Below are 19,373 nucleotides of genomic sequence, written 5' to 3'. Positions count from 1 at the left end.
CCAACTTCCTTTCCATTCTTTCCGTCTCTGTGTTTTAAAACACATTTTAATTCCCCTCTAGTGTTATTTCCCGCTAAGTCATCTATAGTCAGCTTTTGATGATAATTGATGTAAGGATTAGCGATGAAAACACGTGCAGCCGTGGCGTTTGCAGCAGGGCAAGACCTGCAAGTTGTGGATGTTGATTTACAGGGCCCACAGGCCGGTGAAGTGCTGGTTGAAATTAAAGCAACCGGTGTCTGTCATACCGATGCTTTTACATTGTCAGGCGATGACCCTGAAGGTGCATTCCCAGCGATTCTTGGTCATGAAGGTGCTGGAGTTGTTGTCGATGTAGGTGCTGGTGTTACTAGCGTAAAGCCGGGTGATCATGTTATTCCTTTATACACGCCAGAGTGCCGTCAGTGTAAGTTCTGTTTGCATCCTAAAACCAATCTCTGTCAATCCATTCGCGAAACTCAAGGTCAAGGTTTAATGCCGGATGGCAGCAGCCGTTTCTCTTTAGATGGCCAGCCTATTTTGCACTATATGGGTTGCTCTACCTTTTCTAATTACACCGTACTACCAGAAATCGCTGTGGCGAAGGTTCGTGAAGACGCGCCTTTTGAGAAAATTTGTTATATCGGTTGTGGTGTTACTACAGGCGTTGGCGCTGTTGCTTTTGATGCGAAGGTCGAGCCGGGTGCTAACGTCGTAGTGTTTGGTTTGGGTGGCATTGGTTTGAATGTTATTCAAGGTGCGAAGATGGTGGGCGCCAATAAAATTATTGGTGTTGATCTTAATCCTGAGAAAGCAAAGTTAGCCGCGCAATTTGGCATGACGGATTTTATTAATCCGAGAGATGTTGAAAATGTGGTGGATCATATTATTCAACTAACTGGTGGCGGTGCGGATTATTCCTTTGAGTGTATCGGTAATGTAAATACCATGCGCCAAGCCTTGGAGTGCTGCCATAAAGGTTGGGGTGAATCTTATATTATTGGTGTTGCCGGTGCTGGTCAGGAAATCTCTACACGTCCATTCCAGTTGGTAACTGGTCGCTCTTGGAAGGGGACGGCTTTTGGTGGCGCTCGCGGTCGTACTGATGTACCTAAAATTGTTGACTGGTATATGGATGGCAAAATTAACATCGACGATATGATTACTCATACCATGCCGCTAGACGATATTAATAAAGCCTTTGATTTAATGCATAAAGGCGAAAGTATTCGTTCAGTTATTCTCTACTAAGGCGTTAGTGATATGGAATTAGTCAGTCAACAAATGAGCTTTGGCGGTGTGCAACGCCAGTACAAGCATAACTCTAGCTGCTTAGATTGCGATATGGTGTTTTCGGTCTATTTGCCGCCGCAAGCACAGAGCGAAGTGGTGCCGGTGGTTTTTTGGTTGTCAGGTTTAACCTGTACTGATGAGAATTTTGTTACTAAGGCTGGGGCACAAAGAGTGGCTGCCGAGCTGGGTATCGCTATTGTGTGCCCAGATACCAGTCCGCGTGGCGAACAAGTGCCCGATGATCCAAGTGCAGCTTATGATTTTGGTTTAGGGGCCGGCTTTTATCTTAATGCCACCCAAGCGCCTTTTGATCAGCACTATAAAATGTACGACTATGTCGTACATGAGTTGCCACGCTTATTAGTTGAATTGCCTTTAGATTTGAGCTGCACCTCAATTATGGGGCATTCAATGGGTGGCCATGGAGCGCTAACGATTGCCCTTAAAAATCCAGAGCAATATAGCAGCGTTTCGGCCTTTGCTCCGATCTGTGCGCCTAGCCAGTGTCCTTGGGGGCATAAAGCTTTGGCGGGCTACTTAGGTGTCGATCAAACCGCCTGGCAGGAATACGATGCAACAGCCCTAATGTTAGAGCGCGGTTGTAAACTGCCCATCAAAATTGATCAAGGTGAAGCAGATAACTTTTTACAGGAGCAGTTAAAGCCTGAGTTGTTTTTGGCCGCTGCGAAAGTAGAAGGGGTTGAGGTAGAGTATGGCTTGCATGCAGGTTACGACCACAGCTACTTTTTTATCGCTAGCTTTATTGAAGAGCACCTACGATTCCATTCTCGTTTTTTAAAGTAATTCAACAAACCCCAGGGGCAGCAAGCCCCGGGGTCAGAACCCATGGGTTCTGACCCCTATCGAAGCCGAGAAATTTAAGTCGGCACCTAATCTGAAGAAATCTGGAAGCAGATGTTTCGCAACTGTCTGCTTGTAATACCTCGACATATTAGGTGAGGGATTTTAAGTTCTCGGCTTCGAAGTGGGGTCAGAGCCTACAAGGCTCCGACCCCCGAAGTAATTCAACAAACCCCCGGGGTCAGAACCCAAGGGGTCTGACCCCTATCGAAGTCGAGTTCTCGCAATCGGCAATTAATCCGAAGAAGTCTCGACGCGAATACTTCGCAAGTGATTGCTCTTGCAGCCTCGATATTTCAGGTGGGGATTTTAAGCTCTCGGCTTCGAAGTGGAGTCAGAGCCTACAGGGCTCCGACCCCGGTGGGGGGCGTTTATTTTGAAGTGGCGCGGCTTACCAGCAGGATACTGATAAATGAAAATACAAACGCAGGGATTAATTCATACAAGCCCCATAAATCTTGCTTAAACTGAGCCCAAATAATTACCGTTAAACCACCAACAATAACACCCGCTAAAGCACCGTGTTTGTTCATACCTTTCCAATACAGGCTCAACAAAATAGCCGGGCCTAAAGAAGCACCAAGACCCGCCCAAGCATAAGACACCACATCCAATACCTTGCTGTTTTTATCCATCGCCAAAAGAACAGCCAAGATAGATAAACCCGCAACGGCATATTGCCCGATACGTAAACGCTGCTCCGGGCTTAGTGGCTCTTTGCGGATTACAGGATAGAGATCTTCAGCCAGCGCAGAAGAGCTCACCAGCAACTGGGAATCCACTGTACTCATAATCGCCGCTAAGATTGCGGCCAATAAAATACCGGCAACAAATGGATGAAAGAGAGCACTAACCAAAGCCATAAAGATTTTTTCGCTATCATCAATCGGCGTGGCGAATTGCACATTACCAGCAAGGCCTATAAGAATAGCCCCCACAAAGATAAGGAAGGTCCACACTAGGGCAATACTAGTAGCGCTTTTCACCTGATCTGCAGAGGCGATAGCTTTAAAGCGCGCCAAAATATGGGGCTGACCAAAATAACCCAAGCCCCAACCCATTAAACTAATAATGGCGATAGCGCTTAATGCTTCACCGTTTTTATCGGTCAAAGGGTTCAACATATGCGGATTAATTTTGTCGATCTCGGCAAAGAAGGGATCAATTCCGCCGACATTGTTCATAACCGCGATGGGCACCATTAATAGCGCCGCAGACATCAGCAAGCCTTGGAATACATCTGTCCAGGAAACCGCCAAGAAACCACCAAACAGGGTATAAAAGATAACGATAGCCGTACCCACAATAACGGCCCAGTAATAATCTAAGCCAAATACCGCTTCAAACAGCTTGCCGCCCCCGATAAGACCGGCTGCTACATAAAACAAGAAGAACAATAAAATAAAGATAGAGGCAATCGCCTGTAGAGCGCGTCCGCTTGGATCAAATTTTTGCTGTAAGTATTTGGGCAGGGTTACAACATCCAGCTCTTGGCTGGCCTGTCGCAATGGCTTGGCACACAGCATCCAGTTGGCTGCCACTCCGATTAACAAGCCAAGGGCGATCCAGAGGTTGTCCAGACCGGATAGGTAGGCAGCCCCAGGTAGCCCCAAGAGTACCCAACCGCTCATATCCGAGGCGCCGGCACTGATAGCGGCAACAAAAGGCGATAGATTACGGCCGCCTAAAAAGTAATCACTAGCGTTGCGAGTTTTAAGCCAAGCGTAGATGCCAATACCTAGGATAACGGCTAAATACAGCACGAAAGTGATAATGACGGCAGAATTGAGTTCGAGCATAAAATAGAGGCTTTTATAGTTAGTGTGGCCTCTTTTTACTTGTCGGGCTGGCAAATGTCCAGCTTGGAAATGGGCTTCCTAAGATTCGTTGGGGTGCTGGCTCGATTTAAGGGCTTTATAAGCTCAGAGGGGGCTGTAGCGGCAAGATATAGGGTTTCATCAGGCAGAGGCAACAATCTTCTAGCAACTTGGTTATAATGGCGCCGATTTTCAAGGTATAGGGCCTAGGCTAGGGCTTAGGCGCTGTACAGGTTTATTTTTTAGAAAGGTCAGTAAGATGAGTGATGCCCCAAAGCGCAACCGTCGTTTGCGTAAGAAATTGTACTTGGATGAGTTTGCGATCCAGGGTTTTGAGTTTGCTTGTGATGTTAAAGAAGCTTCTCAGGAAGATTATGATCAGTTCTTCGAAGCGTTGGTAGAAGTGATTGGTTCTCGTGATTTGTACGTTAACTTGGGTGATTGCGATGGTCGTTTCTACGGTATCGTAACCTCTGGTGAGCGTTACGCTTCGGCAACTGAAGAGGATATCGCTGCGGTTAAAGCGACCTTGGATGCCCAGACGATTGCTGAAAACGTTGAAGTTGGCGGTTTGATCGATGCCTTCTATGGCGAGCGTCAGCTAGCCTCATAACAACGGGGTCAGAAGCGATAGCTTCTGGCTTTAAGAAAAGCGGCTCCGATGTGGGGTCAGAACCCGTGGGTTCTGACCCCGGTTTCGGGGCCGTTTTTGTTTGTGGTTGTATTGAAACCGGTCGAGGCTTGCTGGGTTTGGCTTGGTGCTGGTTTGAGAGTTGAGTGGTGGTTTTGAATGAGGCAGCTCCGGTGTGGGGTCAGAACCCTTGGGTTCTGACCCCGGTTTCGGGGCCGTTTTTGTTTGTGGTTGTATTGAAACCGGTCGAGGCTTGCTGGGTTTGGCTTGGTGTTGGTTTGAGAGTTGAGTGGTGGCTTTGAGTGAAGCGGCTCCGATGTGGGGTCAGAACCCGTGGGTTCTGACCCCGGTTTCGGGGCCGTTTTTGTTTGTGGTTGTATTGAAACCGGTCGAGGCTTGCTGGGTTTGGCTTGGTGCTGGTTTGAGAGTTGAGTGGTGGTTTTGAGTGATGTGGCTCCGATGTGGGGTCAGAACCTATGGGTTCTGACCCCGTTGAGTGGCTTCCGTTAGGTATTAGGAGAATAGATTTTGATGCATCTGGCGCAGTTCCACTTTTCTGACTTTGCCGGTTCCTGTCATCGGTAGTGCTTCGGCAATAAAGACTTTCTTCGGTACTTCAAAGCCGCCTAGCTCCTGTTTGCAGTGATTAATAATGGCTTCTTCATCCAGTTCTTTCTCGCCACTTGGTACAACACAAGCACATACAGCTTCTCCCCAGTGTGGATGAGGTACACCAAATGCGGCCGCTTGCATAATGCCACCAAACGATAGCAGTGACTGCTCAACCTTCATGGAAGATACATTTTCGCCGCCGGATTTAATGGTGTCTTTTTTTCGATCCACAAATAGCAATTGGCCTTCTTTATCAATCAAGCCCAAATCGCCACTGTGGTGCCAGCCGAATTGGCTCGCTTCTGCAGAAGCTTCTGGATTTTTATAGTAGCCGCTCATAGCCTGCGCACCACGCCATACGATTTCGCCGATTTCGCCTTGTGGTACTTCATTGCCTTCATCATCAATAACAGCTTGCTCAACAGTCGCTACCGGCTTACCCCAGTAATTACCCTCACCAAATTCGGTCGGGCTTTTATCTAGGAACAAACAAGCGGCTGGAGCAAATTCTGTTTGGCCGCTACCGAGATGCATTTTGCAGCCGAATACATCACGTACTCTTTGCAAGCTGTTGGCATCCATAGGGGCCATGGCGTAAATGCCCAATTCAAAGGAAGACAGATCGCGCTCTTCCACACCTGGGAAAGCTGTGAGTGCATTCCACATCATAGGTAAGAGGGTAGCGTTATGTACTTTGTCAGTTTCGATGGCATCAATTACAGCAGCCGGGTCGAAGCTGCTTTGAATTACAATGCTGCCGCGACGTAAGAGTGTTGGGAATGACATAGACAGCGCTGCACAGTGGAACAACGGTAAGATCAACAGCATGCAACCGTGTTCTTTTACCTCAAGCTCTAGCGCGCCAGTTAAGGCTGCAATCATCAAGGAAAGGTGTGAGGTTTCAACAGCCTTCGGACGTGATGTCGTTCCCGAAGTGTAAATCATATGAGCGGTGTCTCGATCTTGAATAATGCGATCAAGAATTTCTTCGTCACTTTGTCCTTCAATAAGGGCATCCAAGCTGATATCGGAATCGCCTTGCTCAGCACCCATTTGTACATTCAGGCGAATGTTGTCATTGCCCTCCATGCACGGACGAATAACATCGGCCAAGATGTCTTCGTAAATCACTACTACCGTTTCGCTGTGCTCCAGGTTATAGCGAATGTCTTCGGCGCCTTGCATAAAGTTGATCGGGACAACCACCACGCCTAATTTATAACACGCAAAGTAGGTGACAAACATATCACTGCGGTTGCTGGATACCATGGCCAGCTTTTCGCCTTGCTTAATCCCTTTGGCAATTAAGCCATGCGCCATTTGATTTACTCTGGCATTGAGTTGGGCGTAGTTATATTCGCGGCGTTTGCCTGCTGGGAAGTCTACTAAAGCTATTTGCTCACCACTGTCACGGCTTCGGCGGCGTAGCATATCGCCCATGGCGACGCGTTCAATGATATTTTGGTTTAGGCTGCTGTCGGTCATCGCGTTTGGCTCCGTTATTATATGTATTTGTCTTTTCTAACTTTTCACAGTTCGAGCAACATCTGTTAAAAGCAAAAAGCCCGAGCGCGATTAAACGCTCGGGTTTTGTTTTGTAGCGTGCAAAAAAAGTACTTATGCGTCTACAAATAGATCCATAAACAGATCGGTACACTCTGGGTCATTCAAATACTTACTGAAATCTTCATAACCGCGCTCACGTAAAATGTCTTCATCAATAATAGTTTCGCCACTTAGCTGTTTACTGTCACTGATAAGTATTTCATAAGCCGCATCGGCCATAATTTCAGGTGTGCGAGATTTTGCGAGTAGACTGCCATCAATCGCAAACTCTACTGCCGCTGTTGCGATGGTGGTTTTAGGCCACAGGCAGTTAGCTGCCACGCCATCAGCGCGTAGCTCCTCAGCAATTCCTAATGTCATTAAGGACATGGAATATTTAGTCACGGTATAAGGAATGTGCCCACCGAGCCAGTGCTTATTTAAATTAATCGGCGGCGACAAGGTAATGATATGGCCGTTATCGGATTTCTTTAAATGAGGTATAGCGGCTTTTGAGCAAAGCAAGGTGCCACGAGTATTAATGCTGTGCATTAAATCGAAGCGTTTTGACTCGGTAGCTTGTACATTGGTTAGATTGATGGCGCTGGCATTATTGATGAGTGCGTCAATGCCGCCAAACTCAGCGACGGCTTTATCCATCGCTTCATTTATTAGCGCTTCGTCACGTACGTCAACTTTTAATGCCAAGGCCAGTCCGCCCGCCGCACGAACTTCTTCAGCTACAGAGTGGATGGTGCCAGGCAGCTTTGGATGGGGTTCATCGCTTTTCGCCGCAATCACAATATTGGCGCCGTCTTTGGCGGCCCTTAAGGCGATTTCGCGGCCGATGCCTCGGCTTGCGCCAGTGATAAATATCGTTTTACCTTTTAGGTTCGACATGGTGGCTTTGCTCCTCACTCTTCGTTGGGCTGAACTTCAGCCAATAGTTGTTTGGATTTCACTTGATCGCCAGCCTGTACATTAATGCTGGTGATTACACCATCGACATCGGCTTTCATTGGGTGTTCCATCTTCATGGCTTCCATCACCATGATAAGGTCACCTTTTTGAACACTGTCACCTACATTGGCTTTAATATCGACGATGGCACCATCCATGACGGCTTTGATTTGGCCTGAGCCTGCTTGGTCGGCACCTAGGGCTGGTAGGCGAGAGATGTCTTCAAAATACAAATCGCCATTGTCACTGGCCAAATATAAGTTGCTGTTTTCTACCGTAAACCAGCAGCTTTGTTGCACGCCGTCGCGGCTAAACAAGGCACGGTTATCTTCGATACTGATTAGCTCTAGATTGTTAACTGTTGCGGCATCTTGCTCGGCTTGTAGGATCACTACTTCGCCGGCGATTGTGCTGCCACGACTATTGCTGCGCAGGGTAACATCGGCAATATTTTCACCTTGGCGTAGCTTGTAGTTGCCACTGTGATGCTCAAAGCTGCTCCAGTTTGAGCGGCTATCGTGTTGTGTACTATTGCTGGCCGATAAAATCATACTGGCCAATGCCCAATCTTCATTGTTGGCATTCAGCGCTTGCATGCTTGGGTCTTCGGCGAAATGATCCGGTAAAAAGGCCGTAGTTGCGCCACCGGCTTTAAAGACATTGTTATCAATAACTTTAGCCAAAAAGTGACGGTTATTTTCAACACCAAACAGTACCGAATCTTCCAACATGCGCTTTAGACGGCGGGTAGCATCGGCGCGATCTTCGCCCCAGGCAATCATCTTAGCGAGCATTGGATCATAATGAGGTGATACGGTTTGACCGTCTGCCAACATATGATCACAGCGTAGGCCATCGCCATCGGCTTGGCGCCATAAGGCAACATCGCCGGTTTGTGGTAGGAAATTTTGACGCGGATCCTCAGCGTACAAGCGAACTTCCATGGCATGGCCGTTCAGCTGAATTTCATCTTGGTTTTTCGGTAGTGTTTCACCGGCCGCTACTTTAATTTGCCAGGCTACCAAATCGGTGTCGGTAATTAATTCAGTAACTGGGTGTTCAACCTGCAAGCGTGTATTCATTTCTAGGAAGTAGAAGTTACGCTCATGGTCTACCAAGAACTCTACCGTACCGGCGCCAACATAGTCACAAGCTTGTGCGGTGCGCACCGCCGCTTCACCCATGGCTTTACGCAACTCTGGCGTAACGAAAGGGGAAGGAGCCTCTTCCACCACCTTTTGGTGACGACGCTGAATAGAGCAGTCACGCTCGCCAAGGTATACACAGTTGCCGTGCTTATCAGCAAATACTTGGATTTCAATATGGCGTGGTTCAACAATGGCTTTTTCTAAAATAATTTCGCCATTACCAAAAGCGTTTTCCGCTTCAGAGCGCGCTGAACCAATCAGCTCACGCATTTCTGATTCGCTATGGGCGATACGCATACCGCGACCGCCACCACCGGCGGTGGCTTTGATCATTACGGGATAGCCAATTTCATTAGCTTCGCGCACCATGGTGTCGTCGCTTTGATCGCTGCCACTATAACCCGGAATACAAGGCACACCTGCATCCAGCATAGCCAGTTTCGCTTGGCGCTTATTGCCCATCATATCGATAGCTTTTACCGGTGGGCCAATAAAGGTAACGCCAGCGGCGCTACAGGCGTCGGCAAACTCGGCGTTCTCTGACATAAAGCCATAGCCAGGGTGTACCGCATCCGCGCCGCTGCGCTTAACGGCATCCAAAATGGCTGGCATATTAAGGTAGGATTGGCCGACTTCTGCCGGGCCAATGCATACGGCTTTATCAGCCGCTTGAACGTGTAGGGCTTTGGCATCGGCCTGTGAGTACACAGCCACAGTGCGATAACCCAAAGACTTGGCGGTGCGAATAACACGACAGGCAATCTCGCCGCGGTTGGCCACCAAGATAGTATTAATTGCGTTTTGTTCAGACATAATCTTCACTCTACGTGATTTGTTCTTTACAGTACGTTTGGAAACACGGTGCTGTTGTAGTTGTCGCTAATTAGCCCACTTAGGCTTACGCTTTTCTACAAATGCCATGGTTCCTTCCGGCCCTTCACCTTGAGTTACTGCATCGCTGAATTTGCGGGCAGCATCATCCAGCAAAGTTTCGTGATCTTCTTTACCTACACGCAGTAGTAAGGCTTTAGTCACCGCATTGGCTTCAGGTGCGCACTGTTTAACTTGTTCGATGGCGGCTTTGATTTGCGCTTCGAAATCTTCATCATCTTGGGCAACGCTATGTACAATGCCTAGCTCTTTGGCTTCATCAGCTTTAATGCGTACATTAAATAGCGCCAAGCGGCGGGCTTGAGTTAAGCCAATACGAGCCGCCACAAAAGGGGCGATCTGTGCGGGTGGCAGGCCCATGCTGGTTTCTGGTAAAGCAAAGCGTGCGCTAGGATGGGCGATCCCCCAATCCGAGATACAAGCTAAACCAAAACCACCGCCCATCACGGCACCTTCTAATGCGGTGATTAGTACCTGGGGTATTTGATTGGCTAGAGTAATCATCTTGCCAAAGTGGCGATTCAGTTTGAAAAAAGCATCAGGATCGCCAGCAGCGGCGGCTTCACCAGCGCCGGACATATCTTTTAAATCACCGCCGGCACAGAAGTGACCTTCAGCGCCACGAAATACCACGGCGCGAATATCGCGACGTGGTTTAAGGGCTTCAAATACCGCCATCATTTCCGACACCATGCTTAAGGTCATAGCGTTACGACGCTGAGGGCGATTGATGGTTATGTACAAGACATGATCTTGCTGCTTAACAATCAGCTCTTTGCACTGTGGTAATTCAGTACTCATGTTTGTCTCCAGCCTTATTTTTTATGACGTGGTGAGATATCCATAAGCTTGGTGATAATGCCAAGCATTACTTCGTCGGCACCGCCGCCGATAGAAACCAAGCGAGTATCACGGTAGAAGCGAGCGATGCGGTTTTCCCACATAAAGCCCATGCCGCCCCAATACTGCAAACAAGAGTCGGTCACTTCACGGGATAGACGCCCCACCTTTAATTTGGCCATAGAAGCTTTTAGGGTTACGTCTTCGCCGTTGATATAACCTTCAACCGCGTTGTAGGTTAGCGCGCGCAGAGCTTCAATTTCGGTTTGTAGCTCGGCCATGCGGTAGTTAACTACTTGATTATCCAATACTGATTTACCGAAAATCTTACGGTCGCGAGTGTACTTAATGGTTTCTTCTACACACAACTCTAAACCTAAAATGCCGTTGGCGGCGGCGAATAAACGCTCCTCTTGGAACTGCAGCATTTGGTAGGTAAAGCCCTGACCTTCTTCACCAATTAGGTAGCGTTGTGGTACGCGTACATTGTCGAAGAAGATTTGTGCGGTATCGGATGAGCGCATGCCCAATTTGTTTAAGCGGTCAGAAAAACTGATTCCTGGCAAATTGGTAGGTACAACAATCAACGACTTATTCACATAAGGCTTGTCGTCAGAGGTGTTGGCTAGCAAGCAAATGAAATCGGCTTGGGTGGAGTTAGTGATCCACATTTTGGTGCCGTTGATGATGTAGTCATCACCGTCTTTGCGGGCCGTGGTCTTGATAGCGGCCACATCCGAACCCGCGTGTGGCTCTGATACACCAATAGAAACGACGGCATCACCAGAGATAGCCGGGGCCAAAAATTCACGACGTAATTCATCGCTACCAAACTTGGCAAGAGCCGGAGTGGCCATATCGGTTTGTACACCAATGCCCATAGGTACGCCGCCACAGTGAGCTGAGCCGAGTGCCTCAGAGAAGGCAATCTGGTAGCTATAATCTAAGCCCATACCGCCGTATTCTTCTGGCTTGGCAATACCGAGTAGGCCAAGTGCGCCCATTTTCTTGAATAGCTCTTTCGCTGGAAAAATACCCGCTTCTTCCCACTCTTCTACATAGGGGTTAATTTCTTTTTCCACAAAGGCTTTTGTGGTGCGCATGATTTCATGATGTTGTTCGTTGTATAACATGATCTTTAATCCTTAAAATTTTTGTAGGGTTTGCTTATAGACGAGCAACGCCAAAAGTATTTTTCTTCAGTGGTCGGGCTGCAGACTCACGGCAAATATCTAGAGTGTAGGCCAATACCTTACGGGTATCGCGCGGGTCGATAATGCCGTCATCCCACATGCGAGCGGTACAGGCCAGAGCGGTCGATTGCTCTTCTAGCATATCGGCGGTTTGTTTTTCTAAACCGTCCAGCATTGCTTCGTCGACTTGGCCCATTTTTTTCATCTTAGCTTCGGCAACAATACGCAAAACCTGACCAGCTTGGGCGCCGCCCATAACCATGGTTTTACTGTTTGGCCATGCAAAAATAAAGGTAGGGTCAAAGCCGCGACCACACATGGCGTAGTTACCGGCACCATAAGAGCCGCCGACTACAATACTGATTTTAGGAACGCTGGCAGTAGCTACGGCCTGAATCAATTTAGAACCATGCTTGATAATACCGGCCTGCTCTGATTCTGTGCCGACCATAAAGCCAGTAGTGTTGTGTAGAAACAAAATAGGAATATTGCTTTGCTCACACAGTTGAATAAATTGCGCGGCTTTAGTAGCACCATTGGCGGTGATAGGGCCGTTGTTACCGATAACGCCAACCGTTTGACCTTCAATCCACATGTGGCCGCAAACAGTTTGCTGATCGTATTCCACTTTAAAATCTAGGAATTCGGAGCCATCGGAAAGGCGGGCAATAATTTCACGTACATCGTATGGCTTTTTAGAATCTGAAGGCACTACACCTAGCAATTCTTCCGGGCTATACAGTGGCTCTTTAAAATCGGGTTTGTTCATGACTGGAAGCTGCTGATTCCAGGGAAGAGTCGCCATCACTTCACGAGCGATACGGATACCATCGGCATCGTCTTCTGCTAGGTATTCACCGGTACCTGGTACGCTGGTGTGCATCTCGGCACCACCAAGCTCTTCGTCAGTAGCGATTTCACCGGTTGCGGCTTTCAATAATGGCGGCCCAGCCAAATACATGGTGGCTTGGTTGCGAACCATAATGGTGTAATCAGATAAGCCTGGTTGATAGGCACCACCCGCCGTGGCGCTACCGTGTACAACAGTAACCTGAGGAATCCCCGCGGCTGATTTACGCGCTTGGTTGGCAAAGCCCTTGCCGCCATAGGCAAAAGTATCGGCAGCGTAAGTTAGGTTAGCACCACCACTTTGCGCCAGAGTAACGCTAGGCAATTTGTTTTCAAAAGCAATCTGCTGCATGCGCAGCGCTTTTTCCAAACCGATTGGGGTAATGGTGCCGCCCTTTACGGCGAAGTTATCTACACGCACTAAACAGCGCACGCCAGATACATAACCAATACCACAAATGGAGCCTGCGCCTGCACCGGTACCATCTTTATCGTCAAACATTTTATAGCCGGCCAAAGAGGACAGCTCTAGATAAGGGGCGCCCGGGTCTAGCAGCTTCGCTAAACGCTCGCGGGGTAAAATCATTTTACGCTTGGCATAGCGTTCTTTTTTAGAAACTTCGGTTTGATAAACCTTATCTTCAATTTCGCGCACTACATCCATGGCCGCCTGCATGGCGTCTTGGTTTTGCGCAAACTCATCGGAATGAGTATCGATCTGGGATTCAATAATAGGCATAAGTTTTTTCTCTAAATCCTGTTCCCGTTTTGGCTTTACAGGCTGCTAGTCTTTTAGAACTTCGGGCAATTCTGCGCGGTGAAAGCCGTTATAAGTGCTGGTGTTATCGACTTTGCCCGGTGGCAATGGAAAAACAGCCGGTGCCGAGCCCATGCTGGCGGCGCCATCGACGCGAAGAATTTGGCCAGAAATAAAGTTAGCGCCTTCGCTCATTAAAAAGCACAGCACCGAGGCAATCTCGGCTTCGCTAGCGATGCGACCTAAAGGCACATGATTTTTTAAGTTGCGGATGCTTTCTTTCATCCAATCTGGATAGGTATCAAAACCAGAAGAGGCTACCCAGCCAGGGGCTACAGCATTAACACGTACGCCATAGCGGCCCCATTCCCAAGCGGCGGTTTTGGTAAAGTTCTCCATGCCTGCGCGAGCAGCACCAGAGTGACCCATACCCGGCATGCCGTTGAGATTATCGGCGGTGATATTAACGATATTGCCGCCGTGAGCTTGAAAGTGCTGCTTATAAAGCTCGCGGGCCATCAAAAAGCCACCCACTAAATTGGAGCGAACTACGGTTTCAAACCCTTTTTGGCTGATGGCTTCTAAAGGCGAAGGAAATTGACCACCGGCATTGTTTACCAGGCCATGCACGCGCTCATTGTTTTTGAGAATCTCGGCGATGACCTCGGTGACTTTTTCTTCATCGCGAATATCAATGCTGTGATATTCCACTTCGCCGCCGTCGGCTTTGATTTCTTTGGCGGTGCTCTCAAGTTTTTCCACCGAACGGCCAAGTAGTACAACCTTGGCGCCAAGGTTAGCCAGCTCGTGGGCGGTGCAGCGGCCAATACCGCTACCGCCACCGGTAACGACAATGGTTTGGCCGGCAAAACTGCCAGCGGCTAGGGTAGATTGGTAGCTCATTTTTTGCTCCTAATTAGCGAATGACGATTTATCTTTCGATACGGCTTATAGGAACATTTCGCGAGCTTCTTGCGGGCTGGCTACTTCACGGCCAGCTTCGCGAGCTACATTGGCTAGGGCTTCGATCAATTGACCGTTACCAGTAGTGCGGCTGCCATCAGGTAGGAAGAAGGTATCTTCAACACCAGTACGCAGGTTACCACCTAGCTCGGCAGTTTTACGGTGACAATCCCAAATTTCCTGACGGCCAATTAAGGTAGTCTGCCACTGTGAGCCAGGCTTCATGTAATCCACCAAAAGCTCAAGCAGGCGAGGGTCGCAAGGCATACCAGAAGCAACACCCATAACGAAGTTATAGTGAGCTTTTTCAACCATGCCCACGTCTTGGAACATATTCACAGAGCGCACGATACCTACGTCGAAACACTCAAACTCTGGGCGAGTACCGGTTTCTTTCATGCAATCCAGCATTTCTTGAATCTTTTCTACTGGGTTATCGAACAACATCGGTGGCCATGCCCAAGTGCCATTAGAGCGGGTTTTTAGGTAGTTCAAGCTACCGGAGTTCATAGCGGCGATTTCTGGCTTACCTGAGCGCAAGCACGCCATTGGACCTTCTTGCTTACGACCTGGAACACCAGTAGAGAAGTTTAGGATCACATCTGGACAGGCTTCGCGAATCGCATCGGAGATAGCAAGGGCAACTTCTGGCTCCCAGCTAGGCATATGGCCTTGACCTTCTTCCTGTTTACGGAAGTGAACATGCATACAAGCTGCGCCGGCGTTATAGGCGTCACGAGCAGAATCGGCCATTTCCTTTACGGTAACAGGTACTGGATGCTGCTTAGGATCGGTTAATACGCCAGTTAGAGAACAGGTAATTACGGCCTTATTAGACATGGTTGGCTCCCGCTATTGTCTTTTGTTAGGTATCTAGCTGCTTAAAAATTGATCGCTTGTGGCAGTTTTTACTTGCCAAGCAAGCGCTTGGTATTGATAATGGCAACATTAACCAAGCGGGCGCTTGGTTGTCAATACGGGAGCTTGAATTTTTCGTGACAACTGGGCTTGAATCGGCTTTTAGATAGCTATAGAGAAAAGCTTTGAGCACTTTGGTCAATTGGCCCTGAGCCTCTATAAAGGCTAATTGGTCATCTCGTGGGTGGCTTTAGCGGCCACGGCTTATTGTTGGCCTATTCATAGCTTAGCCTTGGGTCGCATGCTTTATAATGCTTGGCTGATACCACTATGTGGCTTTGCCTGCTCTCGCTGAACAGACAGCGCTGAGACCGCGACCACATAAACCATATTTAGAGAGATAGGATACATCGTGCGAAGTGCATTAAACGAATTGCCTGAAATACCTTCTTTAGTGGCCGATGGTGTCATCACTGACCCTGACTCTGCAAAAGGGCGGCTGCTGAATGCATCGGCAACGCTGTTTAAACAAAAGGGCTTTGCACGCACCACGGTTAGAGATATTGCCGCTGAGGTAGGTATTTTATCGGGTAGTATTTTTCATCACTTTCCCAATAAAGAAAGTATTTTGCTGGCGGTAATGAACGAGGCTATTTATTTGGCCTTAGCGCGTATGCGCAACGCCATTGAGGGAGAGGCGAGTATCCCTAAGCGCTTTCGTGCCTTAGTGCGTTGTGAGCTAGAGGCTATTCACGGTTTTACCGGTGTTGGCTTTACATTATTGTCATCGGAGTGGCGTTATCTTTCAGAGGCGAGTCAAAAAGAAGTATTGAAGCTACGTGATGAATATGAAGCGTTTCATCGTGGTGTTTATGCCGAAGCCAAAGCACAAGGCTTAATTAAGGTAGAGCCTTTTTTCTTGCGACACTTTTTACGCGGAGCCTTGGCAGAGACGGCGAACTGGTTCCATCTGGATGGTGACTATTCCCTAGATGAGCTAGTAGAACAAGTGTCACTAACCGCTGCGCTGCCTAGCTAAGTTCCACCGGGGTCAGATCCCAAGGGATCTGACCCCACATCGAAGCCGAGGTTTACAAGCGCCTCACCAGCCTTCAAGAAAACCCATATTCAAAAGTTCGTACTTTCTATAAGTAACAGCTTAAAAAATCACCCCGTGCCACAAAATGGGGTCAGATCCCAAGGGATCTGACCCCAGATCGAAGCCGAGATTTACAAGCGCCTCGCCAGTCTTCAAGAAAACTCATATTTAAAAGTTCGCGCTTTCTATAAGTAACAGCTTAAAAAATCACCCCGTGCCACAAAACGGGGTCAGATCCCAAGGGATCTGACCCCAGGTCGAAGCCGAGATCTATAATTACTTCACCATTTTATGAAACAACCCTCTTCGCTGCCCAATACAAACCCGTCCCCAGTTTTTTCTCCAGCCACGATTTAACCTTAAAAACCAGGCGCAATACACGATAGTTACTCACTAAGGTTTCATAAGAGGGCCGTGCAGCAATCCTAGCAAACCACTCAGCTATCTCTGGATGTAGCTCATTAGTAGGGTAGGCCATTTCTTCCAAGCGGATAACTTTCATGGCCCAAATCGCATCAGCAATTGTTAATGAATCGCCTGTTAAAAATGGCCGCCCATCGTGAAGGCGTTTTGTTAGCTCATCAAAGCCCTGCCCGATAGCACGTAAATGCTCGTCGTAAGTTTCTTGGCTTATCTTCCCCTGACTAAAATCGCGATAAAACTCAGCAAGATTTTCTTCATCTCGGCCGCGTTTTAATAATGACTCGACCTTGTCTTGTTCTTTGGCATTGAGCCTACCAACACCGCCCCAGCGATAAGTCACATGTCTTATCGACCAATGCAGTTTTTTACCAAGCTCTGTTAGATAGTGAAAATCTTCATAACGTGGATCATCCTGTGAAGGCACTAAGCGATCGCCCGCTAAAACACTATCTAGGTACTCAATAATATCGATCGATTCCGTATACAGCTCGCCATTGTGCACAAGAGCAGGAATTACCAAATTGGGCTGAATGGCGGAGTAGGCCTCTGTAAATTGTTCTTTCCTTATCAGCGAGACTATTCGGCTATTCCAGCTTCCTTCTGCTGCTACCAGAGACGCTGCGCTGACATCATCGAATTTAGTGTCGGGGTTACGCGTTAGGCCTTTTTCAGCAAGAACAAAACGCACCCTTTGTGCACAAGGGGCGATATCGTCATGGAATAGGTGAATGCCTTGCAGTAAAGGGACAATATCACTGGAATGTTGGCTAATCTTGGGCACTTTGGGCCTCCTATCGTTAATATTGTAATGATCAGTACAATAATATATGTCAAAATTACAAATATGTTAATAGTTGGTACAAAAATATGTCTGGGGACGCTAAACGACATCGAGGCAGGCCGCGTAAATTTGACTATGAAGAGGCCCTAACAGGAGCTATGACAACCTTCTGGTGTCGCGGTATTGACGGAACCTCTTACGATGATTTGGTCGATGCTATGGATATGAATCGCCCAAGCATTTATCGCGCCTTTGGCAACAAAGAGGCTATCTATAGATTGTCTTTAGAGCTCTTTGGCAAGCAGGTGATAGAGCAGGTGAAGGCATTAAGTGATTCGGAGCGAACTCTGAAAGAGGATATCGATCTTTTTCTAGAGCAGGGGCTTGAAGTTTATTGTGAAGGCGAGCAGCCCAAAGGCTGTTTTATCGCTTGCACGGCGGTTGCAGATTCTATTGTGCACCCCAGTATTAAAGGCGATTTGGTTCAGTTTATTGAGTCGATTGATGAGTGCTTAGAAAACCGCTTTCGCAAGGCTCAGGAGAATGGTGAATTAAGTAGCGATGCAAATAGCAAGCTAATGGCAGCTTCCGTGCAGGGCGCATTGCACACCCTAGCCGTTCGAGCCAGGGCCGGCCAAGATAGAAAATACCTAAGCGAACTAAAACGCTTTTACCTCGAACAGTGGTTTTAAAATCCGGGGTCAGATCCCGCGGGATCTGACCCCATTCGAAGCCGAGATCTTTATGGGCTCAGGCGACTTTCAAAAAATACCACCCAAAGCCCAATGCTTTCTATAAACAGTAACTTGGTAAATTATTCCGTGCCATAAAATGGGGTCAGACCCTTTTGGGGTCTGACCCCGGTGTTGTTTATAAGTGCAATAAAGCGGGGTCAGATCCCGAGGGATCTGACCCCGTATCGAAGCCGTGATCTATAAGCGCTCCCGCAATCCCTCAACCAACAACCTCAACACAAAAGGCAGTTGCTTTTCATATGCATGCACGGCATATATTGGCCTAGTCTCACCCTGCCAATCGGGCAGCAGTTGTATCAACTTACCCTCCTGCAATGCTTTGCGCACAAAGACCTCGGGCACTAGCGCGCTGCCGCTACCCATAATGCACATAGAGATCACCGCTGTTAGCGTATTGACCACAATTTGAGATCCACCTTTTAAATCAAAGCGCTGCTTATCGTGAATATTTTCTAAAATAAAATCTTGCCGCCAGTTGGGGGTGATTCTTTTTATATCACTGAGTTGCTCGATATCTTCCACCTTATGATGATGCTGCCACTTCGGCGAGCAGACCAAGATCGAGTTCATCTCTCCCAATGGAATTGCGCGATAATTACTATCGGATAGTTCGCCTACAGTAATCGCCAGATCCAATTTGTTTTGCAGTAAATCCAAACGCTCATCGCTAAAAATAATCTCGGGTTCTAGTTCTGGATATTGCTGGCAAAGCTCGGCGATGACGGGGCCGATAATGTCGTCTTCAAAAGCATGGGGCGCAGTGATGGCCACTCGGCCGCTGGGCACATCATCCAATGCCCTTAGCTCATCTAAACCTCGCCGCATCAAATCATCCATACCGTGGCAATACTCAATAAATCGCTCGCCCACCGGAGTGAGCGATAAGCGACGAGTGCTGCGGTTAAGCAGGCGGTGCCCAAGCATCAGCTCTAGCTCGCTGATATAGGCACTGATTGCCGATTTAGTGTGGCCAAGCTCTGCGGCGGCCTTGGTAAAGGAGCCTTGCAGTGCTACTTGGGACAGCACGAGCATACGATAACTCAGCTTACGCTTATCTATTTGTTCGCTATTTATGAACATACAGTTCTATATACCCCCAATTGTTTGATTTTTGGATA

16 protein-coding genes are annotated in these 19,373 nt (G+C 48.1%); 5 read left to right on the top strand and 11 right to left on the bottom strand.

Translation table 11 applies throughout. The features are described from left to right. The first annotated feature begins 123 nt into the window (after positions 1 to 123). Together Q1A08_RS12730 and fghA are read left to right on the top strand one after the other, a co-directional pair. Positions 124 to 1,230, top strand: coding sequence for an S-(hydroxymethyl)glutathione dehydrogenase/class III alcohol dehydrogenase (locus Q1A08_RS12730; RefSeq protein ID WP_299773470.1), 1,107 nt, complete (start codon positions 124 to 126; stop codon positions 1,228 to 1,230). Positions 1,231 to 1,242: 12 nt separating this feature from the next. Next, positions 1,243 to 2,076, top strand: a complete 834-nt coding sequence (gene fghA / locus Q1A08_RS12725) for an S-formylglutathione hydrolase (RefSeq protein ID WP_299773468.1) — start codon at positions 1,243 to 1,245, stop codon at positions 2,074 to 2,076. Positions 2,077 to 2,504: 428 nt separating this feature from the next. On the opposite strand, the gene putP is transcribed toward fghA, so the two are convergent. Next, the gene (gene putP / locus Q1A08_RS12720; RefSeq protein ID WP_299773466.1) at positions 2,505 to 3,932 is read right to left on the bottom strand and encodes a sodium/proline symporter PutP; all 1,428 of its coding nucleotides are present in this window, start codon (positions 3,930 to 3,932) and stop codon (positions 2,505 to 2,507) included. Between the two features lie 277 nt (positions 3,933 to 4,209). Here putP and Q1A08_RS12715 point away from each other — a divergent pair, with 277 nt between their 5' ends. After that, positions 4,210 to 4,563 (top strand): 50S ribosome-binding protein YggL, encoded by a 354-nt coding sequence (locus tag Q1A08_RS12715; RefSeq protein WP_299773464.1) that lies wholly within the window; start codon positions 4,210 to 4,212, stop codon positions 4,561 to 4,563. Between the two features lie 531 nt (positions 4,564 to 5,094). On the opposite strand, the gene Q1A08_RS12710 is transcribed toward Q1A08_RS12715, so the two are convergent. The 8 genes from Q1A08_RS12710 to Q1A08_RS12675 all read right to left on the bottom strand — a co-directional run bounded on the left by Q1A08_RS12710 (position 5,095) and on the right by Q1A08_RS12675 (position 15,179). Next, entirely contained in the window at positions 5,095 to 6,678 is a 1,584-nt protein-coding gene (locus Q1A08_RS12710; protein WP_299773463.1) for an AMP-binding protein, read from the bottom strand. A 132-nt stretch (positions 6,679 to 6,810) separates the two neighbouring features. Beyond that, positions 6,811 to 7,638 carry an NAD(P)-dependent oxidoreductase gene (locus tag Q1A08_RS12705; RefSeq protein ID WP_299773461.1) on the bottom strand — a complete coding sequence of 276 codons (828 nt, stop codon included), beginning with the start codon at positions 7,636 to 7,638 and terminating at the stop codon, positions 6,811 to 6,813. 14 nt (positions 7,639 to 7,652) lie between these two features. After that, the gene (locus Q1A08_RS12700; RefSeq protein WP_299773459.1) at positions 7,653 to 9,659 is read right to left on the bottom strand and encodes an acetyl/propionyl/methylcrotonyl-CoA carboxylase subunit alpha; all 2,007 of its coding nucleotides are present in this window, start codon (positions 9,657 to 9,659) and stop codon (positions 7,653 to 7,655) included. A 66-nt stretch (positions 9,660 to 9,725) separates the two neighbouring features. Then, positions 9,726 to 10,538 carry an enoyl-CoA hydratase/isomerase family protein gene (locus Q1A08_RS12695; RefSeq protein WP_299773457.1) on the bottom strand — a complete coding sequence of 271 codons (813 nt, stop codon included), beginning with the start codon at positions 10,536 to 10,538 and terminating at the stop codon, positions 9,726 to 9,728. A 14-nt stretch (positions 10,539 to 10,552) separates the two neighbouring features. After that, the gene (locus tag Q1A08_RS12690; protein ID WP_299773455.1) at positions 10,553 to 11,710 is read right to left on the bottom strand and encodes an acyl-CoA dehydrogenase family protein; all 1,158 of its coding nucleotides are present in this window, start codon (positions 11,708 to 11,710) and stop codon (positions 10,553 to 10,555) included. Positions 11,711 to 11,744: 34 nt separating this feature from the next. Beyond that, a complete protein-coding gene (locus Q1A08_RS12685; RefSeq protein WP_299773453.1) occupies positions 11,745 to 13,358 on the bottom strand; it encodes an acyl-CoA carboxylase subunit beta in 1,614 nt (537 codons plus the stop codon). Positions 13,359 to 13,403: 45 nt separating this feature from the next. Further along, entirely contained in the window at positions 13,404 to 14,279 is an 876-nt protein-coding gene (locus Q1A08_RS12680; protein ID WP_299773451.1) for an SDR family oxidoreductase, read from the bottom strand. Between the two features lie 45 nt (positions 14,280 to 14,324). Then, a complete protein-coding gene (locus tag Q1A08_RS12675) occupies positions 14,325 to 15,179 on the bottom strand; it encodes a 3-keto-5-aminohexanoate cleavage protein (protein ID WP_299773449.1) in 855 nt (284 codons plus the stop codon). A 430-nt stretch (positions 15,180 to 15,609) separates the two neighbouring features. On the opposite strand from Q1A08_RS12675, the gene Q1A08_RS12670 reads away from it, so the two are divergent. Further along, on the top strand, positions 15,610 to 16,236 hold the full coding sequence (locus Q1A08_RS12670; RefSeq protein WP_299773447.1) for a TetR/AcrR family transcriptional regulator: 627 nt from the start codon (positions 15,610 to 15,612) through the stop codon (positions 16,234 to 16,236). 349 nt (positions 16,237 to 16,585) lie between these two features. Here Q1A08_RS12670 and Q1A08_RS12665 read toward each other — a convergent pair whose 3' ends face one another. Next, positions 16,586 to 17,500, bottom strand: coding sequence for a glutathione S-transferase family protein (locus Q1A08_RS12665; RefSeq protein ID WP_299773445.1), 915 nt, complete (start codon positions 17,498 to 17,500; stop codon positions 16,586 to 16,588). Positions 17,501 to 17,658: 158 nt separating this feature from the next. Between Q1A08_RS12665 and Q1A08_RS12660 the strand changes: the two genes are divergently transcribed. Further along, positions 17,659 to 18,192: a TetR/AcrR family transcriptional regulator gene (locus tag Q1A08_RS12660; RefSeq protein ID WP_299773444.1), complete on the top strand. Its 534-nt coding sequence runs from the start codon at positions 17,659 to 17,661 to the stop codon at positions 18,190 to 18,192. 240 nt (positions 18,193 to 18,432) lie between these two features. Here the strand turns inward: Q1A08_RS12660 and Q1A08_RS12655 are convergent, their stop codons facing one another. Then, positions 18,433 to 19,335 carry a LysR family transcriptional regulator gene (locus Q1A08_RS12655; protein ID WP_299773442.1) on the bottom strand — a complete coding sequence of 301 codons (903 nt, stop codon included), beginning with the start codon at positions 19,333 to 19,335 and terminating at the stop codon, positions 18,433 to 18,435. Between the last annotated feature and the right edge of the window lie 38 nt (positions 19,336 to 19,373).

Origin of the sequence: uncultured Pseudoteredinibacter sp., assembly GCF_947500695.1 — a bacterium.
Classification (GTDB): Bacteria; Pseudomonadota; Gammaproteobacteria; order Pseudomonadales; family Cellvibrionaceae; genus Pseudoteredinibacter.
Note: the sequence above shows the minus strand (reverse complement) of the source record. Positions and strands in the feature narration are given on the sequence as shown.